Consider the following 25,035-nt stretch of genomic DNA (forward strand, 5'->3'; position numbering starts at 1 on the left):
GCGCCGGAAGCCCACCGGAAGGTCACGGATCGTCCCGGGAGCTCCCTTCCCTCCCGCGGGACGTCCGAACCAGCGAGCCGGGACACGGTAATGGCCGGACCACGGCGACGGGCGGTGCGCGTGCCACCGGGGGGTGGCGCGCGGTGTGGCACAGTGTCCGTCATGGTGCGGTCCGGCACGGGGCGGCGGGAGACGGGGCGGTGGGCCGCCGGTGGCACGGTCATGGCGCTCGGCGCACTGGCCTACGGCCTGCCCTCACTGGCCACCTTCCGCCGGCTGCGCACCCGGGTCACCCCGGGGCTCGCCGGGGTGGGCCGGACCGACCACATCGCGCTCACGTTCGACGACGGTCCCGACCCCGCCTCGACGCCGCGCTTCCTCGACGTGCTCGACGCCCTCGAGATCCGCTCGACGTTCTTCGTGCTCGGCGGGATGCTCGAGCGCGCCCCCGGCCTGGCCCGGGAGATGACCGCGGCCGGGCACGAGCTGGCCGTCCACGGGTGGGATCACCGGCCCATGCTGCTGCGCGGGCCGGCGTCCACCTACGACCAGCTCGCGCGCACCCGGGACCTGATCGCCGAGACCACCGGCCGGGTGCCGGCCTACGTCCGCCCGCCGCACGGGGTGCTCTCGGCCGGCGTGCTCGCCGCCGCGCGCCGCCTCGACCTCACCCCCGTCCTGTGGACGGCGTGGGGCCGGGACTGGACGGCGACGGCGACCCCGGCCGGCGTGCTGGCGACGCTCGCCCCCGATCTGCGTGGCGGCGCGACGGTGCTGCTGCACGACAGCGACTGCACGTCCGCCCCGGGGGCGTGGCGCAGCGCGCTGGGCGCCCTGCCCGAGCTGGCGGCCCGCTGCGACGACGCCGGCCTGCGCCTCGGGCCGCTCGCCGAGCACGGCCTGCGCCCCGCCCCGCCCCGCGGCGGCGGGACCTGATCAGGTCTCCGGTGGCCCTGTCAGGTCTTCGGTGGCCCCGGTCAGGTCCCGGGTGGCCCGGTCAGGTCTCCGGGTACAGCGAGTAGGACGGGAAGTTGCCGTAGAGGCGCTCGGCCGGGTCCGCGCCGACGGTGACCGCGCGGACGAGGTGCTCCCCGCCGACGAACGCCCCCTTCCACGACGCCCCGCGCCCACCGAACGGCTCGGACCGGTCGCCACGCGAGCGGGGCTTGTTGACCCCGACCTTGAAGGCGGCGAGCTCGCCGGCGAGCCGTCGGGCCGTGGCGTCGTCGTCGCAGGCCAGTGAGGCGACGAGCGCGCCGTTCGAGGCGTTCATCGCGGACAGCAGCTCGGCCTCGGAGTCGACGACCACGATGCTGTCGACCGGCCCGAACGGCTCGGCGTGGTGCAGGGCGGCCGACGGCGGCGGGTTGAGGATCGCCACCGGCGGGACGTAGGCGGTCCGGTCCTGGTCGGGCAGGAACCGGCCGTCGGCGAGGTCGCCGCGGTAGAGCGGCACGCCGCCCTTGGTGACGGCCTCGTCGATCTTGGCGGCGAGCTCTGTCGCCTTCTCCGCGGTGATCACCGGCCCGAAGTCGAGGTCGGGCAGCGGGTCGGAGTCGTCGGCCACGGCGAGCGGGTGCCCGAACCGTACCGAGGAGACCACCGGCAGGTACATCTCCAGGAACTTGTCGAAGAGCTGGCGCTGGACGACGTAGCGCGGGTAGGCGGTGCAGCGCTGCTTGCCGTACTCGAAGCCCTTGCGCAGGTGGCCGGCCAGCAGGTCCCACTGGGAGAAGTCCCAGATGCCCCAGGCGTTGAGGCCCTCCTGCTCGAGGAAGTGCCGCTTGCCGGTGTCGACGAGCGCGGCCGCCACCTGGCCGCCGGCCGAACGCCCGCCCACGAAGGCCAGGCAGCCGATCTCCGGCGCCCGGACCAGCGCCGCCGACAGCCGCGATCCCGACCCGGAGACCAGCGACACCGGCAGGCCGGCCCGGCGCGCCAGCGCGCAGGCCAGGGTCAGGCAGGCCGCCCCGCCGTCGGTCGGCGTCTTGGCGATCGCCGCGTTGCCGGCGAGCACCTGGACGAGCATGGCGTGCATGAGCACGCTCATCGGGTAGTTCCAGCTCGCGATGTTGCTGACCGGGCCGGGCAGGGCCGTCCGGTCGCCGATCATGGAGTCGATCTCGTCGACGTACCAGCGCACGCCGTCCAGGGCGCGGTCGACGTCGGTGCGGGCCAGCCGCCACGGCTTGCCGATCTCCCAGACCAGCAGCAGCGCGAGCAGGTCGCGGTGCTCCTCCATCGCCTCGATGGCGGCGGTCACCCGGGCCTTGCGGTCGGCCAGTGGGACGTCGCGCCATTCCTTGTGGTCGTCGAGTGTGGCCCGGATGGCCTCGCGGGCCTCGTCGGGTTCGATCATCGGCGGGCCGGCGATCGGGGCGCCGTCCACCGGGGTGAGGCTGTGCAGTGGGTTGCCGGTCCGGCGCCACTGACCGCCCCACAGGTTGAGCAGGCGGTCCTCGTGGAATGCTTCGGGGGCCTCCTGCCGGGCGCGGGAGTAGGCGTCGGCCCAGGCGGTGCCCGGCTTGAGGTGCAGTCGGGACGGGGGGGTGCTGGCTGCGGCGTCCATCTGACGAGGGTCTCTCTGATCCGATCGCGGCGCCACCAAACAGCCTTCAATGCCGTCGCATACGCGGTACATCCAGGAGACTCAGATAACTGGTTATGAAGCACCCGTTACCCGCGTCGTGTTGCTACCGCGCGTCGTTGCCTGGTTGTGCTGAGCAGCCGGATGAATGAGCCCGCCGGCGCCGTGGGTGGACGTCCGCACAGCTCGCGAGCCTGCCCGCCGGCCGGGGCCGCGTCGCGGATGGGGAGCAGAACGTCCCACTACGTCGAACTGGCGGCGAACCCGCGTACTATTTCCAGTATGTCGGATGCGTTAAGGACATGGAAGTCGGAGGTGACTTCAGCGCGCCCGCGACCTCATGTGTGTAGTGCATCACGTAGAGTGGGCAGGTGTCCGAACCGGCTTTCGCCTGCGGCGGAGAAGCCGCCTGGCGGAAAAACCGAACCCGATTTCCGGATGTGTGATGACGGCCAGTGTGGTGCCGCCGTCGGCCGCTGATGCCGACCCGACCCGTGACGTGACGCCGATACGGGTTCTCGTCGTGGACGATCACGAGCTCTTCCTTCAGGGCCTGCAGACCGTGCTGGAGACCGAGGAGGACATTTCGGTGGTCGGGCGCGCGGCGGACGGCCAGGAGGCGCTGACCCTGGCGTCCGGCACGACGCCGGACATCGTCCTCATGGACGTGCGGATGCCGGGCCGCGACGGCATCGCCGCCGCCGGTGCCATCAAACGCGCGGTGCCGCGCACCAGGATCGTCATGCTCACCGTGTCGGACGAGGAGTCCGACCTGTTCGAGGCGATCAAGGCCGGGGCCGTCGGCTACCTGCTGAAGTCGATCCCGCCGCACGAGGTGGCCGACGCGGTGCGCGCCGTGCACAACGGCCAGAGCCTGATCAGCCCCTCGATGGCCTCGAAGCTCATGGTCGAGTTCGCGACGATGGCCCGCGGTGGGGAGGACCGTCCGCGCGCGCACGCGCCCCACCTCACCGCCCGGGAGCTCGAGGTCCTCAAGCTGGTCGCCGAAGGCCGGGCGAACCGCGAGATCGCGCGGAAGCTCTTCATCAGTGAGAACACCGTGAAGAACCATGTTCGCAATATTCTTGACAAGCTTCAGCTGCACTCCCGCATGGAAGCGGTGATGTACGCCGTTCGTCAGGGCCTGTTCGACATCGAATAAGTGGTTCCGGTGGGCGGTGGGAGTGTGTTCGGTGTGAATGGAGTCGTGTGGCCGACCCCGTCGGCTGGGAGCGGCGGGTTCGTCGGGCTCTCCGTCAAGTGATCCTCGAGTGGCCTCCGGTTGTGGCCGGTGCGTGCCGGTGGGAGCACTGACGGGCCACGTCTGACACGGTCTTCCGTACTCAGTGCGTCTTCTTCGTGACGGCGGGCCCCATAACACTTTCCCGTAATGGGTGAATTGTCCGTTCTGGAAATCCGGTGCCGCCCAGGCCGCGACCGGTGGCGACCACGAATGGCGTTGGCGGCCCGGTCGCGGGGAAGAGGCAGGTGGGAAGCCTGGCAGGCGCTGAGGAGCGGGTGTCGGTCCAGGGCGAAAGCCGCGGCGGCGCGGGAGATGGCCGGATCTGGAAGGGCTCGGCGTGCCAGACCACCCGGCGCGAGTCGCACTTCCGGGCCGGTGGTGTATCCACAACCTGTTCAGCGCGAGACCTGGCAGACAGAGTTGTGCGGTCCTTTCCTTCATTCCACCCCATACGATGTCGATGTTGGCTAGCGTCATCCGTCGACCAGCACGCTCGGATGCCCGGCACGCTCGATCGAGCAGCTCGAACGCCGGGACAGCGCCATCGGGGAGGTGAGGAGCCCGGTCCTCGGCGAGGGCCACGTCCTAGGCCGGATTTTCCGGCCCGCGATCTGCCAGCGTCCGTCAGGTTCGTCGAGCGCTGGCCGTCCGCGCGACCGCTCGTCCCACGGTTCGTCCTGACCGGGGAGGTGAGTTCACCGGTGACCACAGCGGAGCAGCCGTCCGGGGCCGACACAAGCCCGGGGCGGCCGAGCATCATCAATCAGATCTGCCTCACCTGCCGAGGCGGGCGAGCTGTCTTCGAGCTTCGCGCCGCCGACCAGGGTGGCACGGCGCCGCACCTCGAGCCCTGCCGCCACTGCGCGGGGAAGGGCCGACACGTAGGCCTCATCCCGCCGGTATAACCATATTTCCGGTGCTGTGAACCCGGGATTCCCGGTGCTGTGAACCTGGCTCCGGTGGCCACGGAGGCCGGTCACCCAGACGCCTCCGCGGTCGCCGGAGCGCCGGGCCGGCGGCTCTGGGTTGAGGCGCGCCCACGATGCCGTCCACGGGCCCGCCCGGTGAGGTTTGCGACGAGGCCGGTAGGGCCGCGCGGCGTCCGGGCGAGGACCCGGCGGTGGCCGGGGCTGGCCGGCCTGCGGGCGCGACCGAAGTGCCGCAACGGGCAAAGGAAGCCGAGTGAGGGGAGGCGAGCCGCCGCAAACGACGGCCCCCTCTAACTGGGGTGAGTGACGGGACTTGAACCCGCGGCACCCGGGACCACAACCCGGTGCTCTACCAACTGAGCTACACCCACCATCGCCCGGTTCTCACCGGGCGCAGCCATCGTACCGGGTGAACGTGCCGGTGCGGCGGCCGGGTCACGACCGAGGGCCGAAATCCGACCAATTCCCGCCCGGCGACCCGGCAGCCGGGAGGCGCGGCTGTCAGGAGGCGCGGATCGCGGCGGCCGCCGCGCGGGCGGCGTCGGTGGTCGGGCCGGGCTGGGGCACGAAGAGGATCTCGCGGTAGTACCGCAGCTCCTCGATGCTCTCCCGGATGTCGGCCAGGGCGCGGTGCCCGCCCGACTTCACCGGGGCCGCGTAGTACGCCCGCGGGTACCAGCGCCGGGCCAGTTCCTTGATCGAGGAGACGTCGATCATGCGGTAGTGCAGGAAGGTGTCGAGCTGGGGCAGGTAGCGGGCGATGAACGTCCGGTCGGTCGCGATCGAGTTGCCGCACAGCGGGGCCTTGCGCGCCTCCGGGACGAACCGGCGCAGGTAGCTGAGGAGCTGTTCCTCGGCGTCGTCGAGCTTGAGGTCGGAGCCACGCACGGCCTCGGTGAGCCCGGAGGTCTCGTGCATCTCGCGGACGACCGGGAGCATCTGGTCGAGGGCCGCGTCCGGGGCCGCCAGCACGAGGTCGATGCCCTCGTCCAGCACGGTGAGCTCGCTGTCGGTCACCAGGCAGGCGACCTCGAGCAGCAGGTCGGAACCGGCATCCAGGCCGGTCATCTCGCAGTCGATCCAAACCAGGCGATCCATCCCGTTCACATTAGGGATTTCCGTCGCTGTCGTCACGTACGGCCTCCGGTTCCGGCCTCGCGCTCCGCGTCGCGCCCCGGCCTGGCTCCCATAGTCACCGTGCGGTGGGGCGGGTTCCAGTCATGGGGCTCACGCCGGCGACCGGCTCGTGACCGGCCCGGTGCCGGGCCTCGGGACCGCCGCGCCGGCGGAGGAGCCGGCACCGGCGTCGGCCGGGGTGGAGTTCTGGATCCGGAAGGTGATGCTGCGTGCGGGCACGCCCGGGCGTTCGGAGCGGGCCTCGAGAGAGTAGACGCCGTCGATCACGGCGCTGGTCTCCCAGCCGGTCTGGTGCGGGGCGAACAGGTAGGGCGCCACGCTCGCCGTCATGGGGTAGCGGCTGCCGGTCGGGCCGGTCAGCGTGTAGTGGATCTCGCCGAGATCACCGGTCGTCTCCAGGCTGATGTGCCGGAAGCCGCGCAGCGTCTCGCCCTCCAGAACGCCGTTGAACCCCACGATGACGCCGGGGGGCACCGTGCGCGGTGGCGTCGTACCGGTCACCGGCGGGATGATGCTCTCCGCGTCGATCCCGTGGTACCGGGCGTCGTCGGCCAGACGGCTGTGGTACTCGACCACCAGCACCGGCATCATGATCAGCGCGGCGAGGAACAGCGCCAGGCCGACCCAGCCGCGCCGGAAGGCGTCCACGCCGTGTGCACCTTTCGCCACGGTTGCGGGGAAGCACCGAGTCTAGCCCGTGCGTGACCGCCACCCCGGCTGAGGTGACCGGAGTCGAGCTGACCAGATCAGCGGGGTCTGCGACCCGGTGGTCTGGTCGGTCTGCGCCCGGGGCCGCGGTTGTCCCGCGGACGCTGGCGTCCCCGTAGTCGACTCACTGCCAGGATGCGCTCCTGTGCGACGCGCTCCTGCCGAAGGCACCGGCCTCGATCCACGCCCCGAAGGTAGCGGGCCGGACAGCCCTTCGTGGGCGCCGTCACAAGGTGTTAACCGAACTGCCGGCGTGTCGCGCATGCTCGCGCCGGCGCGCCGCGGCGGCCCGTAGGTGCCACCGCCGTCGTTGTGAGAGACGGCGGCGGCACCCAACGGGCCGCCAACGGACAGTCTCAGGCCGCCATCGCGCGGTTGTGCGTCGGGTCGAACGCCGGTTCCAGCGCCAGCTCAAGCACTTCCCGGACGTCCGCGACCAGATGCACCGTCAGCGCCTCGCGGACCGCGCTCGGGACGTCGTCAAGGTCTGGGCCGTTGCGCGCCGGCAGGAGCACCGTTGTGATGCCGGCGCGATGCGCGGCGAGCAACTTCTGCTTGACCCCACCAATGGGTAGTACCCGACCGGTGAGGGAGACCTCTCCGGTCATCGCGACGTCCGCCCGCACCGGGCGCCCGGAGAGCAGCGACGCGAGCGCGGTGGTCATCGTGACCCCGGCGCTCGGCCCGTCCTTGGGCACCGCGCCCGCCGGGACGTGGATGTGCACCCCGCGGTCCCGCAGGTCCCCGACCGGCAGCTCCAGCTCCACCCCGCGCGAGCGAAGGTAGGACAGCGCGATCTGCGCCGACTCCTTCATGACGTCGCCGAGCTGCCCGGTCAGCGTCACCCCGCTGGCCCCGGTCTCCGGGTCGGCCAGGGACGCCTCGACGAACAGGACGTCCCCGCCGGCCCCGGTGACCGCGAGCCCGGTCGCCACCCCCGGCAGCGCGGTGCGCTCCGCCGACTCCGGGGTGTGCCGCGGCCGGCCGAGGTAGCCGGTCAGGTCGCCGGCGCCGATCGTGACCGGCAGCGCCACCTCGTCCAGGGCGACCTTCGCGACGACCTTGCGCAGCACCCGGGCGGTCGCCCGCTCCAGGTCGCGCACGCCGGCCTCGCGGGTGTACTCGCCGGCCAGCAGCCGCAGCGCGCCGTCGTCCACGGTGACGTCGTCGGCGGTCAGCCCGGCCCGCTCGAGCTGACGCGGGAGCAGGTGGTCGCGGGCGATGGTGACCTTCTCCTCCTCGGTGTAGCCGTCGAGCAGGATCAGCTCCATCCGGTCCAGCAGCGGCGCCGGGATGGAGTCCAGCGCGTTCGCGGTGGCCAGGAACAGCACGTCCGACAGGTCGAGCTCGACCTCCAGGTAGTGGTCGCGGAAGGTGTGGTTCTGCGCCGGGTCGAGGACCTCCAGCAGCGCCGCCGTCGGGTCGCCGCGGTAGTCGGAGCCGACCTTGTCGACCTCGTCGAGCAGGATCACCGGGTTCATCGAGCCGGCCTCGCGGATCGCCCGCACGATGCGACCGGGCTGCGCGCCGACGTAGGTGCGCCGGTGGCCGCGGATCTCCGCCTCGTCGCGGACGCCGCCGAGCGCCACCCGGGCGAACCTGCGGCCCATGGCGCGGGCCACGGACTCGCCCAGCGAGGTCTTGCCGACCCCGGGCGGCCCGGCCAGCGCGAGCACGGCGCCGCTGCGCCGCCCGCCGACGACCCCCAGCCCGGCGTCGGCCCGCCGGCGGCGGACCGCCAGGTACTCGACGATCCGGTCCTTGACGTCGCTGAGTCCGGCGTGGTCGGCGTCCAGCACGGCCCGCGCGGAGGCGATGTCGTAGGTGTCCGCCGCGTGCTCGTTCCACGGCAACTCCAGGACGGTGTCCAGCCAGGTGCGGATCCAGCCGACCTCGGGGGAGGACTCGGCCGTCCGCTCCAGCTTGTCGACCTCCTTGAGCGCCGCGGCGCGGACCTTCTCCGGCAGGTCGGCGGCCTCGACCCGGGCCCGGTAGTCCTCCTCCTCGGAGGCCGCGGGGGACCCGTCCAGCTCGGCCAGCTCCTTGCGGACGGCCTCCAGCTGACGGCGCAGCAGGAACTCCCGCTGCTGACGGTCGACGCCCTCCTGGACGTCGCGCCGGATGGTCTCGGCCACGTCGACCTCGGCGGCGTGCTCCCGCGTCCACGGGACGAGCAGCTCCAGCCGGGCGGCCACGTCGGCGGTGCGCAGCAGCTCCAGCTTCCGCGCGGTCGACAGGTAGGACGAGTAGCCGGCGGTGTCGGCCAGCGTGTCGGGGTTCTCGATCGCCTCGACGGTGTCGGCGACCTGGCCGACCCCGCGGGCGCGCAGCACCCCGGTCACCAGCGTGCGGTACTCGCGGGCGAGCTCGACCAGCCGGGCGGCCGCGCCGTCGGGGTCGGCGGCGGTGCCGGTGCCGGTGGAACCAGGCGTGCCCGCGGTCGTGGTCGCGCTGATCGTGCCGGTGAAGCCGGGCGGCAGGACCGGCTCGACGGGAATCGCCTCGGCCCACACGACACCGGTGTCGGCGGCGCCGGGCGGCGTCGGGGCGCTGCCCACCCGGGCCCGGGAGACCGCCCTCACGAGCGCGGCTGTCCCGCCGTCGGGCAGCCGGCCGATCTGGTCGACGACGGCGAGGACACCCATGTCGGCGAGCTCGCCGTCCACCCGGGGGACGAGCAGGATCTCGGCGGCGCGCTGGAAGGAACGGCTGGAGATGCCCGGCGCCCTGGCGTCGGGTGTGGAGTCGGGTCTGCCGCCGCGGGCCGCGTCCACGGCGGCGCGGGTCCCGGCGTCCGACAGGTCGAGCGGAACCACCATGCCGGGCAGGACGACCGCGTCGTCCAGCGGCAGCAGCGGGAGGAGCCTGGTGTGTGACATGCGGCCTTCATCCCTCGTGTCGAGCGGCTTGGGCCCACTCTCATTGAGCCTGTCGTGCTCAATGCATCGGAGTGGACCGTTGTTCCCGAACCTGATCGCTCTGGGCGAACGCCGCTGTCGGCGCGGGACCGGCGCGGGAACCGAAGGCGCGCGACGCGTCGGGAAGAGCCAGGTGGTCCGGCGGGTTGAGGGAGGTAGTTGCATCAGCAACTGTTGGGTCGGGTGGGAGCGAGGTCTCACCCCGTCGACCGGGCAGGGGTCCGATGAGAGGATCCGCCTGGTTCCGTAGGAGGTCACCATGCCAGCCGTCACCGCCGACGCCCTCACGTTGCCGAGGCTGTCCGTGCCGGGTCTCGGCGATGTCGAGCGCCCGGTGAAGAAGGTCGTCACCGCTCCGTCCGGGCTGGAGGGGGAGGGGTTCCCCGTCCGCCGGATGTTCGCCGGGGTGAGCCTGGCCGACCGCGACCCCTTCGTCCACGCCGACCAGATGGGTGAGATCGACTACGCCCCCGGTGAGCCCAAGGGCACGCCGTGGCACCCGCACCGCGGCTTCGAGACCGTCACCTACATGATCGACGGCACCTTCCAACACCAGGACTCGCACGGCGGCGGCGGCCTGATCGCCGACGGCGCCACCCAGTGGATGACGGCCGGCTCCGGCATCCTGCACATCGAGACCCCGCCCGAGGCGCTCGTCGTCAGCGGCGGCCGGTTCCACGGCGTCCAGCTCTGGGTGAACCTGCCGGCGAAGGACAAGTTCAGCGCGCCCCGCTACCAGAGCATCGAAGGCGAGGAGGTCTCGCTGATCGCCTCCCCGGACGGCGGCAGCCTGGTCCGGATCATCGCCGGTGACGTCGGTGGCTTCCGCGGCCCCGGGGCGACCCACACGCCGATCGGGGTGGTCCACACCACGGTCAGCCCGGGCGCGAGGGTCAGCCTGCCCTGGAACCCGGAGTACAACGCACTGGTCTACGTTCTGGCCGGCCAGGGCACCGTCGGCGCCGACGACGCGCCCGTGCGCCTCGGCCAGACAGCCGTGCTGGGCGCGGGGGACCGCGTCACCCTCGCGGCGAGCGCGGCGCAGGACTCGCACACCCCGAACCTGGAGGTCCTGCTGCTCGGCGGCCGGCCGATCCGCGAGCACGTCGAGATGTACGGGCCGTTCGTCATGAACACCAAGGACGAGCTCCGCCAGGCGATCGAGGACTTCCAGGCCGGCCGCCTGGGGGTGATCCCCGAGAACGCCCTGATGCCGCACCGCGTCTGACCGGCTCGGGGCGACACGATTTAACCGGTGAGTCCGGCGTACCGCACCCGGTCGTGCACGCAGGGGAACCGCCGTGGTGGTATCAACCGGTACATCAGGCAATCGTGGATCATCGGTCGGGCTCCGGCATGGGCGGCACCCGGCGGCGAGGGGGCGGACCATGGTTCGGGAGATCGGCCGGACCGGTTCGGAGCAGCAGGGCCCACGCCGGCGGGACTGGCCGTCGACCACCCTGCTCGGGCGGCTGCCCGAGCAGACCCGGGCGGCCTTCGTCGGCCTGGGCCCCTACCGTGAGTACGCCAGCGAGGAGATCGTCCTGCGGGAGGGCGACACCACCAACTTCGTCGTGCTGCTGCTGAACGGGTGGGTCAAGGTCACCGCCTCCACCGAGAACGGCGGTTTCGCCCTGCTCGCCATCCGTCACGGTGGTGACCTCGTCGGCGAGCAGGCCGGCCTCGACGGCGAGCCGCGGTCGGCGACGGTCACCGCGGCCGGGGCGGTGCTGGCGAAGGTGATCGCGCTCGAGACGTTCCTCGCCTTTCTGCGGTCGCATCCCGACGCGGGACCCCCGGTCCTGCAGTCCGTCAGCGCCAAGCTGCGTAACGCGACCCGGCGCCGCGTCGAGTTCGGTGGATGCTCGGTGGCCGTCCGGCTGGCCCGGGTGATCGTCGAGCTCGAGCGCTCCTACGGAGCGGACGCGACGGACGGCCCGGGGCGTCGGGTGCAGATCGCCCTCACCCAGCCCGAGCTCGCCGCGCTGGTCGGCGCGGCCGAGCCGACGGTGCACAAGGTCCTGCGCGAGCTGCGCCAGCAGGGAATCGTGGACACCCGCTACCGCTCCATCGTGATCCGCGACGTCGAGGCCCTGTACCGGGCCGCCGGGACGACACGCCCCCGCTGACGTTGCCCGGGGCCGCTCGTCGTCGCTCGGACAATCCCATCGCATGACGATGTGTTCCGTGTCCACAGCGTGAACAGTTACCTCCGACGGACCGTGACCATCGGAGGCTGAGCGTGAACGAGACGATGCCCGGCATCCGGCGGCTGTGTATCGCCGTCGCCGCCCACGGCAACGACGACAACGGCCGGGTGGGCCCGCTCCCCGCGGTCCCGCCGGTCCCGCCGTCACTGGGGGCCGTGCTGGACGAGACCTGCGCCGCGGCCGAGATCCGGTGCGCGCACTGGGTGAACCGGCCGTCCGGGGGTGAGCTGGCGGTGTTCCCGCCCGGCATCGACGAGGGTCGGGTGGTCTCCGACTTCGTCCGGGAGCTGCGCCGCACCCTGGCGCGGGTGAACGCGCGGCCGGCACCGCGGCTGCGGCTGCGGGTCGCGCTGCACCAGGGCATCACCCGGGTCGACGAGCAGGGCTACGGGGGGCGCGCGATCGTGAAGGCGGGCCGGCTGCGCGACGCCGACGTCCTTGACCGGGAGCTCGCCGAGCACCCGGAGTCCGACCTGGTGCTCATCGTCTCCGGTGAGCTGTTCGACGACCTGACCGGCGACCTGACCGGCGACACCGCGGCGGGTGACCACGCGTTCGGTTTCGGCGCGCCGGGCGACGGCGACCGGGGTGACCAACCGTCGGACCTGCGCCGCGTCGACTTCCGTCCGGTGACTCTGGACGTGCCCGACAGCGGCCAGCGCTCGCTGGCGTGGGTGCTGGCGCCCGCCCCGCCACCGGTCCGCCCCGCCCTCGCCGGGCGGCGCCCCGCCCGGCGCGACGCCTCCAGCCGCGCGGGGGCCTGACACACGGAACATGGACGTCCGGCCCGAACCGGGGACGCCCACGCGCAGGTCGGGGGCGCGGCGCACCGGAACCGGGGTGCCGCGGTTCCCCCGGCCGCCCGGCTCACCGGGCCGGCCCGGCCGGCGGGCATGCTGGTGCGGTGCTTCGTCATGTCCTCGCGACCCGCTACGCCACGCCCCTGCGGGAGGGCGGCAGTCTGCCCGGCGTCATGGAGGGCGACGACCTCGGAACGTGGGTGGTGAAGTTCACCGGCGCCGGGCAGGGGCCCAAGGCGCTCGTCGCCGAGGTGATCGTCGGGGAGCTCGCGCGCGGCCTGGGCCTGGCCGTGCCCGAGCTGGTCCTCGTCGACGTCGACCCGGACCTCGGCCGGACCGAGCCCGACCAGGAGGTCCAGGACCTGCTCCGGGCGAGCCCCGGCCGCAACCTCGGCATGGACTACCTGCCCGGCTCGATCACCTACGACCCGCTGGCGTTCCCGGTGGAGCCGGCGCTCGCCGCCCGGGTCATCTGGCTCGACGCGTTCACGCTGAACGTCGACCGGTCCTGGCGGAACCCGAACCTGCTGGTGTGGGGGGCCCGGCTGTGGCTGATCGATCACGGGGCGGCCCTGTACCCGCACCATGACTGGGCGGGAGCCGCCGCGGCGGTCGACCGGCCGCTGCCCGGCTTCGCCGACCACGTCCTGCTGCCCGTGCTGGGGGCGGACGCGCCGGACCTGCTCGCCGCCGTGGACCGGGAGCTCGCGCCCGCGGTCACGGCGGAGTTGCTGTCCCGGATCGTCGGGCTGGTGCCGCCGGAGTGGGCGGAGGTTCCCGGTTCGGCCTACGTCGACTGGCTGCTCTCCCGGGTCTCGGGGGAGCGTCCCTGGCTGGCGGCGATGCTGGCCCCCACCGAACCGCTCGTCACCAGGAGTGAGCCGGCGCGGCGGGCGGCCGGGCGGGGCACCGGGCGTCCCGACTGGCTGCGGGGAGGCTCCGGTGCCTGATCTGTTCGAGTACGCGATGATCCGCGTCGTGCCGCGGGTCGAGCGTGGCGAGTGCGCCAACGTCGGTGTCCTGCTGTGGTGCCAGCGGGCCGGCTTCCTCGGCTGCCGGTGCGTCATCGACCGTGAGCGGCTCGCCAGTCTCGATCCGTTCCTCGACCAGGACGCGGTGTCGGCGAGCCTCGGCGCCCTGCACCGGGTCTGTGCCGGTGGCCTCGACGCCGGTCCGCCCGGCCGGCTCTCCGGCGGGGAACGGTTCCGGTGGTTGACGGCCCCGCGCAGCACCGTGGTGCAGACGTCGGCCGTCCACACCGGGTTCACCGAGGACCCCGCCGCCGAGCTCGACCGGCTGGTCGAGCTGCTGGTGGCGACGCCCGGCCCACCGCGGGGCTGAGGCGACGTCGCTCGCGGGCCCCCCACGTGCCCGCGAGCGACGCGCCGGTCGAGGCCGGCCGCGGCGCCTGGCCCCCGGTGATCCTCCACACCGGGGGACAGGCGCCGCGCCGCCGGGGCGCGGGCGTCTCCGGCCGGTCGGCCGGAGGCCCCGCCCTGGTCACCGGCCAGTTCTAAGGGCTGCTCCACAGTTCGGTGTAGCGCTGGGCGGAGGCGTTGTTGATGAAGAGGCAGGACGGCCCGAGCGGCCGGTACAGGTTGGACCCGACATTCGGCGGCTCACAGGTGCTGTAGTAGTTCTCGTAGTACAGACCCTGGCCGGCGCGCGCATCCATCCAGTCGCGCATGAATGTGATGAAGTTCGGGTTGTCCCCGGCACCGTTCTCGTTACGTCCGCTCACGACCCCCCATTCGCCGATACCGAAAAGCTTGTTGTGGGAGCGGGCGAAGTTGTACAGCCAGGTGATGCCGCCGATCGCGTTCGCCTGGTTGTTGAACTCGGCGAGGGTGCGGGACGGCGGATAGTGGTCGTAGGCGTCGATGCCCACGATGTCCACCCAGGCGTCGCCCGGGTACAGGTCGAGCGGGTTATGGCTCGCGGGGTTCTGCGAGTAGTGCGCGTTGATGGTCCAGTCGAGCAGCGGGTCAGGCTCGGCCGTGGAGTTGATGGCGTCGGCGATCCGCCGCCAGCAGCCCACATAGGCGGACGGGTTGCTTCCCGACCACTGGTACCAGTTCCCGTTCGCCTCCCACGCGATACGGATGATCGAGTTCTGCCGTCCGGTGGAGTTCAGTGTCTGGCCGAACGTGCGCCACTGCGAGTCGTAGGCACCCGACGCGCAGGCGGTGAGTGTGGCCCCCGAGTTCTCGGGGAAGGGAGGCACCGAGATGACGAGACGACCCGGCCAACCGGCGAAGTTGGCCTGGGTCCAGGACGGTTGAACGATGTTCTGCCAGTTGTTACGGGAGACGAACACGTGGGCGAGATCGCATGGACTGCCCCGGCGCTCGCAGAACGCGTCCACGTTCTCCGCGTTCTGGATCGGATCCCCGTTCGCCCCGGAGAGCCAGGGTCGTGGTTCTGGCTGGCTCTGCTCGACGAACACCTCGGCCCGGTCGAACGCGACCCGGACACCACTGGAGTTCGGGTTGCGCCAACCGATGTTGACGATCACCGCGGTGTGGATCCCGGGATTGAGGAGCCCGGAGTGGTAGATACGGTTCACGGCGCCGATCGCCGCGTACGTGTCGACGGCGGTCGGTGTCCCGCCGTCGACACCGATCGTCGCGACGCCCCCGGAGGGCCCCAGGACGCTGTAGATGTCGATCTGTGTCCCGGAGAACCGGAGCACCGCGCCGCTCGAGGGCTGGACCGACTCCCGGTAGCTGTTGTTGGGCGTGGCCGGGCTGCAACCCGTACACGCCGACCAGTCGCCGAAGTAGCTGACCTGGGAGATCCCCGAACCGATCGCGGTGTCCTCGATGACCGGCCCCGGCACCGTGACGGCCTGCGCGCCGTCGCCGCCGGTCACCGTCCCGGCCAACAGGGTCGGCGCGAGCACGGCGAGACGCAGCATCGTCGATCGCAGGCGGGTCCGCCGCCGGCGACCGGCCGGGGCGCGGACGACCCGCTGACCGGTGTCGGTGGTCCCGGCGCCGCCGGCTTTCCAAACGTGGCTTCTCCCGCGGTTCTCCGTAGCGCTGGTGGTCGATTCGACCTGGTGTCCGGCGGGCGGCCCGCCGGCACGTGACTCCCGGCCGCCCGGACTCCCGGGCTGGGCCCGGGCCCGGTTCAGCCAGAGCGTGGAACGCCTGTGGCGACCGCGTCGCGCATGCTTCGGGTGGCGTTCGCCGGAGTTGGCAGCCTCCTGAGGCGATGTTCCCCGATCCGAAGTGATTTGTTGTGGCACCCCCGCGCCTCATCCCTTCGTCAGGGCCCGTGGTCGGCAAGCTCGTCGACCAGAGCCGCTCGTAGCCGATGACGCGGTGATGCTATACGGGGAGTGAGTGGAGACTACTCTCGGTGACTACTTGGCCGGAGATTCGGGGTGCCGTACCGGACATGCCCCGTCGGGCTTGGTCAGGTGCTGTGGCGGGGAGTGGGCGGGGGGGAGTACGGGTCGGGGGCGCCGGTCGCGGCGGTGCCGGTCGGCTCGGCCGGGGAGCCCTGGGGAGCGGGGGCGGCAGATCCGGGGATGGTTCCCGAAGAGGTCCGGGCGGCGGCGCGGGCCCGGACCAGAGAGACGATCATGTCGGCGGCCAGCAGGAGGACCGTGAGCCAGGAGACCACGGCGACCCGGTCGAACGCCGCCACCCACGAGCCGTTGGCCGGCAGGTCATGCCGGGCCTGCACCTGGAGGACGTAGAGCGCGCTGAGGGCCAGGCACGCGGCGGGGGCGACGCGCAGCAGCAGCCGGGCGCGGGAGTTCCGCAGCGCCGCGGCGGTGAGCACGGCGACCACGAGACCCGCCGCCGGGCCGACCAGCACCGCGCTCGCCGCCCCGGTGGCCAGGGTCGTGAGCAGCGTCGACCGGCCTGAAACCCGGACGACCGGGCCCGACCCGGCCCGCCAGGGATCCGCCGTCGGCAGATCAGCCGGGCGGCCGGGCCCGGCGTTGCCCGCCGGGAGGTACTGGTAGCCGACGAGATGACGCCAGCTTCGGCCGCGGCGGCGCCGGTAGGCCCCGACCAGCAGGATCGCCAGGCTCAGGACGCCGGTCACGACCGACAGTTTCACGGCGATGCCGACGACGTGCTGCGGTGCCCAGTCGAGGACGACGGTGAAGCTCCCGGCGCTCGGGTCGATCCGCCAGCCGTTCGTGTACCCGTCGACCAGGTGGGATTCGCCGAGGTCCCGGCCGTCGACGCGGGCCGTCCAACCGGGGGAGCGGCTCTCGCCCAGCACGAGCCAGAACGACTTGCCCGGGGTCGCGGCGCTGACGTCCACCCGGAACGAGGTGTCGCTGGTCGCCTCGGCCCGCACGGTCGGTGCGGTCCCGCCCTGACCGCCGCTCGCGGCGGCCGCGGCGCCACCCGCGCCAGCGCCGGTGGCGGACGTGCCTGCCGCGGCGGCCGCGCCGGTGGCGTCGAGCCAGGCTCCACCGCCGGCCTCGGAGGCCAGCAGCAGCCGGTCGACGTCGATCCCGGTCAGCGCGCCGTTCGAGGTGCGCACCACGTGGTCGCCCGCGTTGAGGGTGATCGGCGTCCCGCAGGCCCGCACCGTCAGCCCGTCGCGGCCGGCGGCGTCCTTGATACTTCCGGTGACCTGGATCCCGACCGGTGCGCCGTCGATGGTCAGCAGGTCGGTGCGGCAGGGAGCGGGGATGTCCGCGGGGCCGGCCGCCGCCGTCGCGGCGACCCCGGGAACCGCGGTGATCGTCAGGCCGGCGGTGGCACCGATGACCGCGCCGGCGGCGTCACCGGTGGCGGTGGCGGTGGCGGGTGCGCCGGCGGCGCCGGGGGCGGTGGTCGCGGCGGAGGCGCGGCCCGTTCCGCCAGCGGTGCCGTCCAGACCCGGCACGGCGACCTCGGCGATGCCGACCGGGAGGTCCATCACCGCGCGGCTGATGGTGTCGACGCTGGTGACCGTGCGGACGTCGTCCACCACCAGCCGGATGGTGCTGCCGGTGACCGCGGGGAAGGTGAGGTTGACGGTCTGGGTGGCGTTGCGGGTCTGCGAGCTGACCGGCGAGTCGATGACCTGCGGGACGGCGACCGCGCCGACCCGGCGGCCGTCCACCATGATGCCGATCCTCGTCGGGACGGAGTGCCGCCCGTCGGCGACGAGGGCGAGGTTCATCGCGGAGAACGTGACCGGGGTCGGCGAGGTGACCTGGAGCCACGAGCCGATCTGGTCACCGATGCCGGGGCTCCACGCCGTGGTGGTGTCGCCGTCGAACGCGCTCGACGCGCGCGCGCCGAGCGTGCCGGGCAGCCGGCCGGACGAGGTCATCGTGGGCGCGGCCCCGGCGCGGCCCAGGGTCGCGTCGACGAGCTGGTCGGAGGCGTAGGCGGAGATCCGGGCGGTACCGGTGAGCGCGAACGTGCGGGCCGTGGGCAGCGTGAACGAGCGGGCCATCGTCGGCTCGGGGTCGCGGCGGAACGGCTCGGACGGGTTCGCCCGGTCGCGGGACACCTGCAGGCTCAGCCGGTGATCGAGAGAGGAGGCGCCGGCGGCGTCGAGGGTGTCGGTGGGCAGGCGCAGCACCTCCTCGGCGGTCAGCGGCTTCCCGTCGGTGCCGGGGATCTCCACCTCGGCGAAGCCGACGGCGGACAGCCCGTCGTAGGTGCGGCGCACGCCGAAGTTCGTGGCGTCGACGTGGACGCGCAGCGTGGTGAACGTCCGGGACGGGAAGTCGATGGTCTGGCCGGCCTGGGTGCGGGAGGAGTCCCGCAGGTCGACGGTGACGGGGGAGCCGCCGTCGAAGGTCAGGGTGACCTTGGTGATCCACCGGTTGCGCGGGCCGTTGAGCGGCTGGACGACCCGGATGTGGTCGGTGGTCGTCGGCTTCGCCAGGTCGACCTGCCAGGCGGCGCCCGCCGGGTCGGTGAACGCGCCGACCCGCCAGGCCGAGTCCAGGCTGCCGTCGATGCCCAGCACCGGGCGGTCGGAGACCCCGTAGGAGAAGGTGTTGCCGTAGTCGGTGGCGCGGACGTCCGCGACCTGCGCCGCGGAGCCGGGGGCGTGCAGCTGGGCGACGGTCTGCGCCGAGTGGCCTGCGTCGGGGAAGAGCACCAGCCGGTTGTCGTTGGGGTCCTTCGCCAGCGGGGCGACACCGGGCTGCTCGACGTAGCCGAAGTTCTCCCGGATGCCCGTCCAGCGTTCGGCGCGCAGCCGGTTGGTGTCGCTGACCAGCAGCTCGGCGCCGTCGTCGAGAGCCTGGCGCAGCCGCTGCGGGTCGCCGGCGAGCTCACCGGCGTAGAGGACGGTGCGCCCGTCGTTGAGCACCGCGTCGAGCTGGCCGGTGGCCGCCGCGTCGACGAGGGCCTCACCGTTGCCGCTGACCAGCAGCGGGGCGTCGGTGCGCTCGGTGCGCACGATCGAGTGCGGGTCGTCCACGGCGAAGTCGGCGAGGGCCGGCGGGTCGATGACGTCGGCGTCGGTGCCCAGGGTGATCTCGTCGGTGTAGGGGATGCCCGGGTCCTCCAGCACCGGTGGCCCGAACGCGCGCGGCTCGGCCAGCCCGGCGGGGCGCTGGTTGGCGACGAGGTCCCAGGTCGCGCGCGGGCGCGGGGTCCGGAACCGTTCGTAGGCCAGGTTGCTGCGCAGCACGACGTCACCGGCGCTCATCAGCCGGGCGATGTCGGGGATCGAGGCCGGGTCGAGCACGCCCTCCTGCATCCGCCGGTCCAGCGAGCGCAGCAGGTCCACGGAGCCGGCGTCGCCGTAGGGGATGAGTTCGCGGACCACCGACGGGCGGTCCATCAGCCCGGACATCACCGGGTCGAGCGTCGTACCCCAGCGGTAGTGCGCGAAGTCCGCGCCGGGCAGCTCCAGCACCCGGGTCTGTTCCCCGGTCGCGTCGGGGGCCACGGCGTCCAGCGCGCTGGCCAGCTCCTGCTCGTAGCCGGGGATGTCCTCGGGTCGGTCCAGCAGCGGCTCGATGAAGTGCCCGCGGAACAGCGGCGACATGTTCAGCACCAGCAGCAGCGCCACTCCGCCGAACGCCAGCGCCGGCACCGCGTGCCCGCGCAGCCGCAGCCGCAGCGCACCGGCCCCGGACCGCGAGATACCGGCCGCGGACGACGGGCCCGCCCCGGCCCGGGCCCGGCGGGCCGCGTACCACTGGTCCAGCACGGCGAGCCCGCCGGCGAGCAGCACCGACAGCCCCAGGACGACCATCGGCACGGCCCGTGGCAGCGACCGCAGGGCCAGGCCCGCGGTGGAGCCCTCGGCGAAGTCGCGGAACAGCCGGCCCAGCGGCGACGGATGGTCGTACGGGTACACGCCGACCGAGATCGTCGTGCCCAGCGTGATCAGCGCCACGAAGTAGGCGCGCTGCCCCCACCGCAGGCAGGAAGCCGCGACCAGGGCCAGGATCGGCACCGCGAAGCTGATCGTGATGATCACCAGGCTGCCGGTGTAGTCCCTGGCCGGGCCGATCCACAGGCCGAGCGCGTCCTCGCCGTAGAAGAACCAGTTACCCAGGCCGCGCAGCACCTCGGACGCCTGCGAGCTGCTCGCCACGGTCTTCACCGTCTCGGTGAAGGCGAGCACGTTCAGCCCGTAGCCGGCCTGGGTGTACAGACCGGCCATCCACCACGCGGACGTCACGATGATCAACAGGACCGCCCGCCCGCACAGGGTGAGGGCGGTGCCGAGGCGGACCTCCCGGGTGCCCCACACCGCGAACGGCACCCACAGCAGCGGCGCGAACAGGATGAAGATCAGGCTGGACGCGTTGATGCTGCCGATCAGGGTGACCATCAGCGCGAACGCCGCCGGCCAGCGCCAGCCCGTGCGCCAGCGCACCAGGCGCGGGGTGTCCGCGGGGCGGGAGCGGTGGTCCGCGCCGGCCTCGCGCAGACCCCGCACGGTGATGCCGATCAGCCAGCCCAGGCCGGCGTACGGCAGCAGGATGGCCGAGATCCGCGCCTCGTACTCCAGCGTGTACGGGGTGAGCATGTACCCGAGGGCCGCGATGAACGCGAAGCGGTTCGCCCAGCCGAACGTGCGCAGCAGGAACAGCACGCCGGCGCCGGCGCCGAACAGGATCGAGCCCGTCCACAGCCGCTGCGCCACCCAGTCGGGCAGCCCGGCGAGCTGGGCGAGCCAGTAGAAGGCACCCTGCGGGAACAGATAGCCGATGTTCTGGTGGGTGACGGTCCCCATGCCGACGTCGGGGTCCCACATCGACACCGCGCGGGCCAGCATCCGGCCCGGGTCGAGGTAGAGGTAGGCCTTCGTGTCGGCGCCGATCCGCCCCGGCGCCGTCGCCAGCAGCGGGATGTAGGCCAGCGCGGCGAGCACCAGCGCCGGCCAGGACGGCAGCAGCCGGCGGACCCGGCCGAGCCGCCCCTGGTGGCGCGGGTGGCCGGAGGGCGGCGCGCCGCCGGGGCCCGTCGTGGCGCCCGGGGCCGGCCCGTCGGGATGGGCGGCTCCGGACGCCGGAGCGGTCAAGGTCACCGGGGCGCGCCCGAGCGCGAGCTCGGGGCGGGGCGGCGGACGAGTCGACGGCGGGCGGCCTCGTTGACCAGCGCGAGGTAGGTCGAGCGGGCGGTGTGCTCCCAGGTGAAGGTCGCCGCGTGCGCGAGCGCGCCGGCGGAGAGCCGGGTCCGCAGCTCGGGGTCGGACAGCACCCCGGCCAGGGTCTTGCCCAGGTCGTTCGGGTCCTCGACCAGCAGACCGGACACGCCGTCCGCGACGGCGTCGGTGTGCCCGGCGATCTTCGTCGCGACGGACGGCGTCCCGCAGGCGGCCGCCTCGGTGATCGTCATGCCCCAACCCTCTCTGGCGGAGGCCGAGGTGAGCACCCAGGCGCGCCGGTAGAGGTCGAGAAGACCCGCGTCGTCCACCCGGCCGACCAGGCGCAGCCAGCCGCTCGCGCCCGCCGCGGCGATGCGGGCCTCGAGCGCCGGGCGCTCGTAGCCCTCGCCGACGATCACGGCCTCCATCGCCGGGTGCTCGTCGTGCGCCCGGATCAGCGAGTCGATCAGCACGTCGAACCGCTTCACCGGCACCAGCCGGCCGACGGCGAGCACCAGCGGGCGTGCCGAGCGCTCCCCGGCGGGGCTGAACGAGGAGTCGATGCCCGGGGGGATCACCGAGATGTTGCCCGCCGGCAGGCCGAGCAGCTCGATGATCTCGTCCCGGGACGACTGGGAGAGGGTGAGGATGCGGGTCCGCCGGTACAGCGGCGGCGCCAGCTTGAACTCGATGGTCTCGCCGACCTGGGCCAGCCCCCGGGAGAGCACCATCCGCCACATCGCGCCGTGCACGTGGTGCAGGAACACCACCCGCGGGCAGCGCGCCCAGACGGGGGAGAAGAACGGCATCCCGTTCCAGATCTCGACCAGGCCGTCCCACGGGCCGGTGCGGCCCAGCGCGCCGGAGGTGGCCGTCCGCGGGAACACCGAGTACCGGCCGGCCTTGCGGACGATCTGGTAACCGTTGCGCCGGGTGGTCTCGGGGTGGCCGGGTGCCTCGGCGGTGCGCAGGCTGACGTCGACGCCCGCGGCGGCCCACCGCTCGGCGACCTTGTCGGCGTGCAGCTCGGAGCCACCCGCCTCGGGGTCGTCCAGATCCCGCCAGGCCAGCATGTGGATGCGGCGCATCCCCGAGGTCTCGACGAGCTCGGCCAGTGTGGGCTGCGCGGGCAGCGCGTCGGCGAGGCCGGCCAGCAGCCGCTCGGACGCCGCCGACGGGGCGAACTGCCGGCTCAACGCGGACGTCTCGGTCAGGCCGGGTGTTCCGGTCAGGTCGGGTGTTCCGGTCAGGTCGGAGGTCCCGGGCAGCGTGCTCACGCGCGGGCCGTCCGGCGGGCGGCGGCGAGCACCATCAGCCCGGTGACGACGGCGAGCACGGCCTGGCAGCCGAAGTTCGCCCGCGCGGTCGACACGGGGGATCCCTGCGCCCAGGCCATGAGGGCGACGGCGGTGCCGGTCGCGACGGCGAGCACGGCGAGCACGGCGCGTTCGCCGAGTGCCAGCAGGTAGTGGGAGAACAACACGGTCGCTCCGAGACAGGTCATAGCTCCGGCCAGCGGGAGGAGGGCGCCGGAGGCACTGGTGAAACGCGGCCCGAAAGCCAGCGACAGCAGTGTGTCGGGTGCGATCGCCGCTACGGTGAGCAGCCCCACCGCGGGCACCGCGAGTATCGCCAGCGTCGCACCGAGCTGATGCAGCGCATGCTGCCCGAGATGGTTGCGGTCCGCCGCCTCGGGCAGGAGGAACCCGGCGAGGACGATCGCGGCCAGCACGATCACCTTCGCCGCGACCGAGACGGCCGCGTACGAGCCGGACTCGTCCGGGGCGAGCCGGCCCTGCAGCAGCACGTCGATGTTCTGCAGCACACCGAGGAACACCAGCGTCACCAGCGCGGCGCCGACCTCGACGGCGAGCCGCCGCGGCTCCACGGTGGCCGCCGGCCCGGCGACCGGCAGCGGCAGCGTCGTCGCCCCGGTGTCGGCGTGGAGCCTGGCGGGGGCCGGCGGAGCCTCGGGTCGGGTCGGGTCTGCCTGCATGATCGCCGACGGGTGCCGGCGCAGGCTGTAACGGGTGTGCGCGAGCGCGGCGAGCACCCCGAGCAGTACGGCGATGGCCGCGCCGGCCTCGTCCAGCCCGGCCAGGACCAGGGCGATCGTCGAACCGCTCTTGACCGCCGCGTCCACCAGCAGGTTCGCGGCCAGCGACGGGTAGAGCCGCCCGCACTGCATCAGGCCGCGGTCCACGCACAGCAGGCACCAGGCCGCCCCGGCGATGATGATCTCGGCGACACCGCCGGCTCCGGGCAGTGAGAGCTCCCGGGCGACGAACCCGCGCGCGATGATCGCCAGCACCGCGACGGCGAGGACCATGATGACGCCGGCCCGGCGGACCCGGCCGATCCACTCGTCGATCAGGTCGGCCTGGCCGGTGTGCTGCCAGTTCGTGATCCGCCGGACGACCCCGACGAGCAGGGCGCTGCCGGGCATCGAGACGACGAAGAAGATCGCGAAGAGCTGTGCGACGGCGCCGTAGGAACGGGTGCTCATGGCCCGCGCGATGACCAGGGTGACCCCGAGGTTGGCCGCGTTGGCGATCAGCCCGGCGAGGGCGAGGGGGATCGCCCCCCGCATGGCCGCCCGGATCCGGTCGCTCTGGCCGCGCAGCCGCTCGGGCGCCAGGCTGGCGAGCCCGGGGAACGCCGCGAGGCTCGGGTGCTGCCGGCGCGGCGGCGTCGGCTGCCCGGGAGCCGCCTCCGCACCGGGAGCCGCCTCCGCACCGGGAGCCGCCTCCGCACCGGGAGCCGTCTCCGGCCCGGGAGCCGCCTCCGCACCGGGACGGCTTGACCGGTGCCGCCCGCGCGTCTGCGGGGGAAGAGACCCGGTGGCCGGACCTGTGTTCATCGGTTGTCCCCCGGAGTCGCGCACGCGCGTACCCTCCCCATCACACGGCGTGACATGCACCCGGGTGCGTATTCACCCGCGCCAGGTCTCGGCGCGGGCCGCACGGTCCGCGCCAGCCGTGTGGGCGGGTCGGCGGGCACCCGGGGGACGTCGGTCACCGGTTGGTCAGTGTCTGTCCGCCGCGGCGGCCTCGGTGGCGAGGTCGGCGTCGACCATCATCTCCACCAGCTCACGGAAGCCGACCCGCGGCTTCCACCCCAGCACCTCGGCCGCCTTCGACGGGTCGCCCACCAGGACGTCGACCTCGGCTGGCCGGAAGAAACGCGGGTCGGACCGGACATAGCCCGACCAGTCCTCGATACCGACCCGGGCGAAGGCCACGTCCAACAGCTCACGGATGCTGTGGGTCTCACCGGTCGCGACGACGAAGTCGTCCGGGGTGTCCTGCTGAAGCATCCGCCACATCGCGTCCACATAGTCCCCCGCGAAACCCCAGTCGCGCCGCGACTCCAGATTCCCCAGCGACACCGAGTCCTGCAGACCCAGCGAAATCCGCGCCACCGCCCGGGAGATCTTCCGCGTCACGAACTCGATCCCCCGCCGCGGCGACTCGTGATTGAACAACATCCCCGAACACGCGAACAACCCGTACGACTCCCGGTAATTCACCGTCAGATAATGCCCGAACGTCTTCGCCACCCCGTACGGCGAACGCGGATGAAACGGCGTCGTCTCCCGCTGCGGCGTCTCCCGCACCTTTCCGAACATCTCCGACGACGACGCCTGGTAGAAACGCACCCGGGACAGGTCGTTACCACCCGCGATCCGCAGCGCCTCCAGAACCCGCAGCACCCCCATACCCGTCGTCTCCCCCGTCAGCTCCGCCTGCTTCCAGGACAGCCCGACGAACGAGATCGCGCCCAGGTTGTACACCTCGTCAGGCTGGGAGATCTCCACCGCNCCGATCAACGACGGAAGATCCGTCAGGTCACCCTCCAACAACACGACCCCCGGCACCAGCCGCTCCACGGTCGCCACCTTCGGGTTCGACTGCCCGCGCACCAGCCCGAACACCTCATAACCCCGCCCAACCAGCAACTCCCCCAGGTACAACCCG

The 25,035-nt window shown here is 72.9% G+C and carries 16 protein-coding genes and 1 tRNA gene; 7 read left to right on the forward strand and 10 right to left on the reverse strand.

All coding sequences use genetic code 11. From position 1 onward, the window contains the following. Positions 1 to 162: 162 nt before the first annotated feature. Entirely contained in the window at positions 163 to 936 is a 774-nt protein-coding gene (locus tag B056_RS0124225; protein ID WP_018504444.1) for a polysaccharide deacetylase family protein, read from the forward strand. 61 nt (positions 937 to 997) lie between these two features. Here B056_RS0124225 and B056_RS0124230 read toward each other — a convergent pair whose 3' ends face one another. After that, entirely contained in the window at positions 998 to 2,569 is a 1,572-nt protein-coding gene (locus B056_RS0124230; RefSeq protein WP_018504445.1) for an aldehyde dehydrogenase family protein, read from the reverse strand. A gap of 463 nt (positions 2,570 to 3,032) precedes the next feature. Between B056_RS0124230 and B056_RS0124235 the strand changes: the two genes are divergently transcribed. Continuing rightward, positions 3,033 to 3,749 (forward strand): response regulator, encoded by a 717-nt coding sequence (locus B056_RS0124235; protein WP_020572678.1) that lies wholly within the window; start codon positions 3,033 to 3,035, stop codon positions 3,747 to 3,749. Positions 3,750 to 5,054: 1,305 nt separating this feature from the next. Here B056_RS0124235 and B056_RS0124240 read toward each other — a convergent pair. From B056_RS0124240 to lon, 4 genes are all read right to left on the reverse strand, one after another. Next, positions 5,055 to 5,130: transfer RNA gene (locus tag B056_RS0124240), tRNA-His, on the reverse strand. 130 nt (positions 5,131 to 5,260) lie between these two features. Further along, positions 5,261 to 5,857, reverse strand: coding sequence for an oligoribonuclease (gene orn / locus B056_RS0124245; RefSeq protein WP_018504447.1), 597 nt, complete (start codon positions 5,855 to 5,857; stop codon positions 5,261 to 5,263). Positions 5,858 to 5,986: 129 nt separating this feature from the next. Beyond that, positions 5,987 to 6,544: a hypothetical protein gene (locus B056_RS0124250; protein ID WP_018504448.1), complete on the reverse strand. Its 558-nt coding sequence runs from the start codon at positions 6,542 to 6,544 to the stop codon at positions 5,987 to 5,989. Between the two features lie 416 nt (positions 6,545 to 6,960). After that, positions 6,961 to 9,483 carry an endopeptidase La gene (gene lon / locus B056_RS0124255; RefSeq protein ID WP_018504449.1) on the reverse strand — a complete coding sequence of 841 codons (2,523 nt, stop codon included), beginning with the start codon at positions 9,481 to 9,483 and terminating at the stop codon, positions 6,961 to 6,963. 298 nt (positions 9,484 to 9,781) lie between these two features. Here lon and B056_RS0124260 point away from each other — a divergent pair, with 298 nt between their 5' ends. The 5 genes from B056_RS0124260 to B056_RS0124280 all read left to right on the forward strand — a co-directional run bounded on the left by B056_RS0124260 (position 9,782) and on the right by B056_RS0124280 (position 13,873). Continuing rightward, positions 9,782 to 10,750 carry a pirin family protein gene (locus tag B056_RS0124260; RefSeq protein WP_018504450.1) on the forward strand — a complete coding sequence of 323 codons (969 nt, stop codon included), beginning with the start codon at positions 9,782 to 9,784 and terminating at the stop codon, positions 10,748 to 10,750. Between the two features lie 160 nt (positions 10,751 to 10,910). Then, positions 10,911 to 11,651, forward strand: coding sequence for a Crp/Fnr family transcriptional regulator (locus B056_RS0124265; protein ID WP_018504451.1), 741 nt, complete (start codon positions 10,911 to 10,913; stop codon positions 11,649 to 11,651). A gap of 113 nt (positions 11,652 to 11,764) precedes the next feature. Further along, positions 11,765 to 12,496: a hypothetical protein gene (locus B056_RS0124270; RefSeq protein WP_018504452.1), complete on the forward strand. Its 732-nt coding sequence runs from the start codon at positions 11,765 to 11,767 to the stop codon at positions 12,494 to 12,496. A gap of 140 nt (positions 12,497 to 12,636) precedes the next feature. Beyond that, complete coding sequence (locus tag B056_RS0124275; protein ID WP_018504453.1) at positions 12,637 to 13,482, forward strand: HipA family kinase; 846 nt, start codon at positions 12,637 to 12,639, stop codon at positions 13,480 to 13,482. After that, a complete protein-coding gene (locus tag B056_RS0124280) occupies positions 13,475 to 13,873 on the forward strand; it encodes a DUF3037 domain-containing protein (RefSeq protein ID WP_026240088.1) in 399 nt (132 codons plus the stop codon). Before B056_RS0124275 ends, B056_RS0124280 begins: the two co-directional genes overlap by 8 nt. 172 nt (positions 13,874 to 14,045) lie before the next feature. Here B056_RS0124280 and B056_RS0124290 read toward each other — a convergent pair whose 3' ends face one another. The 5 genes from B056_RS0124290 to B056_RS0124310 all read right to left on the reverse strand — a co-directional run. Next, positions 14,046 to 15,449 (reverse strand): glycoside hydrolase family 26 protein, encoded by a 1,404-nt coding sequence (locus B056_RS0124290; RefSeq protein WP_018504456.1) that lies wholly within the window; start codon positions 15,447 to 15,449, stop codon positions 14,046 to 14,048. 503 nt (positions 15,450 to 15,952) lie between these two features. Then, positions 15,953 to 20,998 carry an alpha-(1->3)-arabinofuranosyltransferase domain-containing protein gene (locus B056_RS0124295; protein WP_020572679.1) on the reverse strand — a complete coding sequence of 1,682 codons (5,046 nt, stop codon included), beginning with the start codon at positions 20,996 to 20,998 and terminating at the stop codon, positions 15,953 to 15,955. After that, positions 20,995 to 22,335 carry a glycosyltransferase family 4 protein gene (locus tag B056_RS0124300; protein WP_018504458.1) on the reverse strand — a complete coding sequence of 447 codons (1,341 nt, stop codon included), beginning with the start codon at positions 22,333 to 22,335 and terminating at the stop codon, positions 20,995 to 20,997. Before B056_RS0124300 ends, B056_RS0124295 begins: the two co-directional genes overlap by 4 nt. Further along, complete coding sequence (locus B056_RS0124305) at positions 22,332 to 23,918, reverse strand: lipopolysaccharide biosynthesis protein (RefSeq protein ID WP_020572680.1); 1,587 nt, start codon at positions 23,916 to 23,918, stop codon at positions 22,332 to 22,334. Before B056_RS0124305 ends, B056_RS0124300 begins: the two co-directional genes overlap by 4 nt. A gap of 165 nt (positions 23,919 to 24,083) precedes the next feature. After that, the coding region (locus B056_RS0124310; RefSeq protein ID WP_026240089.1) for a GDP-mannose 4,6-dehydratase at positions 24,084 to 25,035 on the reverse strand (952 nt) is incomplete at its 5' end.

The organism is Parafrankia discariae (assembly GCF_000373365.1).
Classification (GTDB): domain Bacteria; phylum Actinomycetota; class Actinomycetes; order Frankiales; family Frankiaceae; genus Parafrankia; species Parafrankia discariae.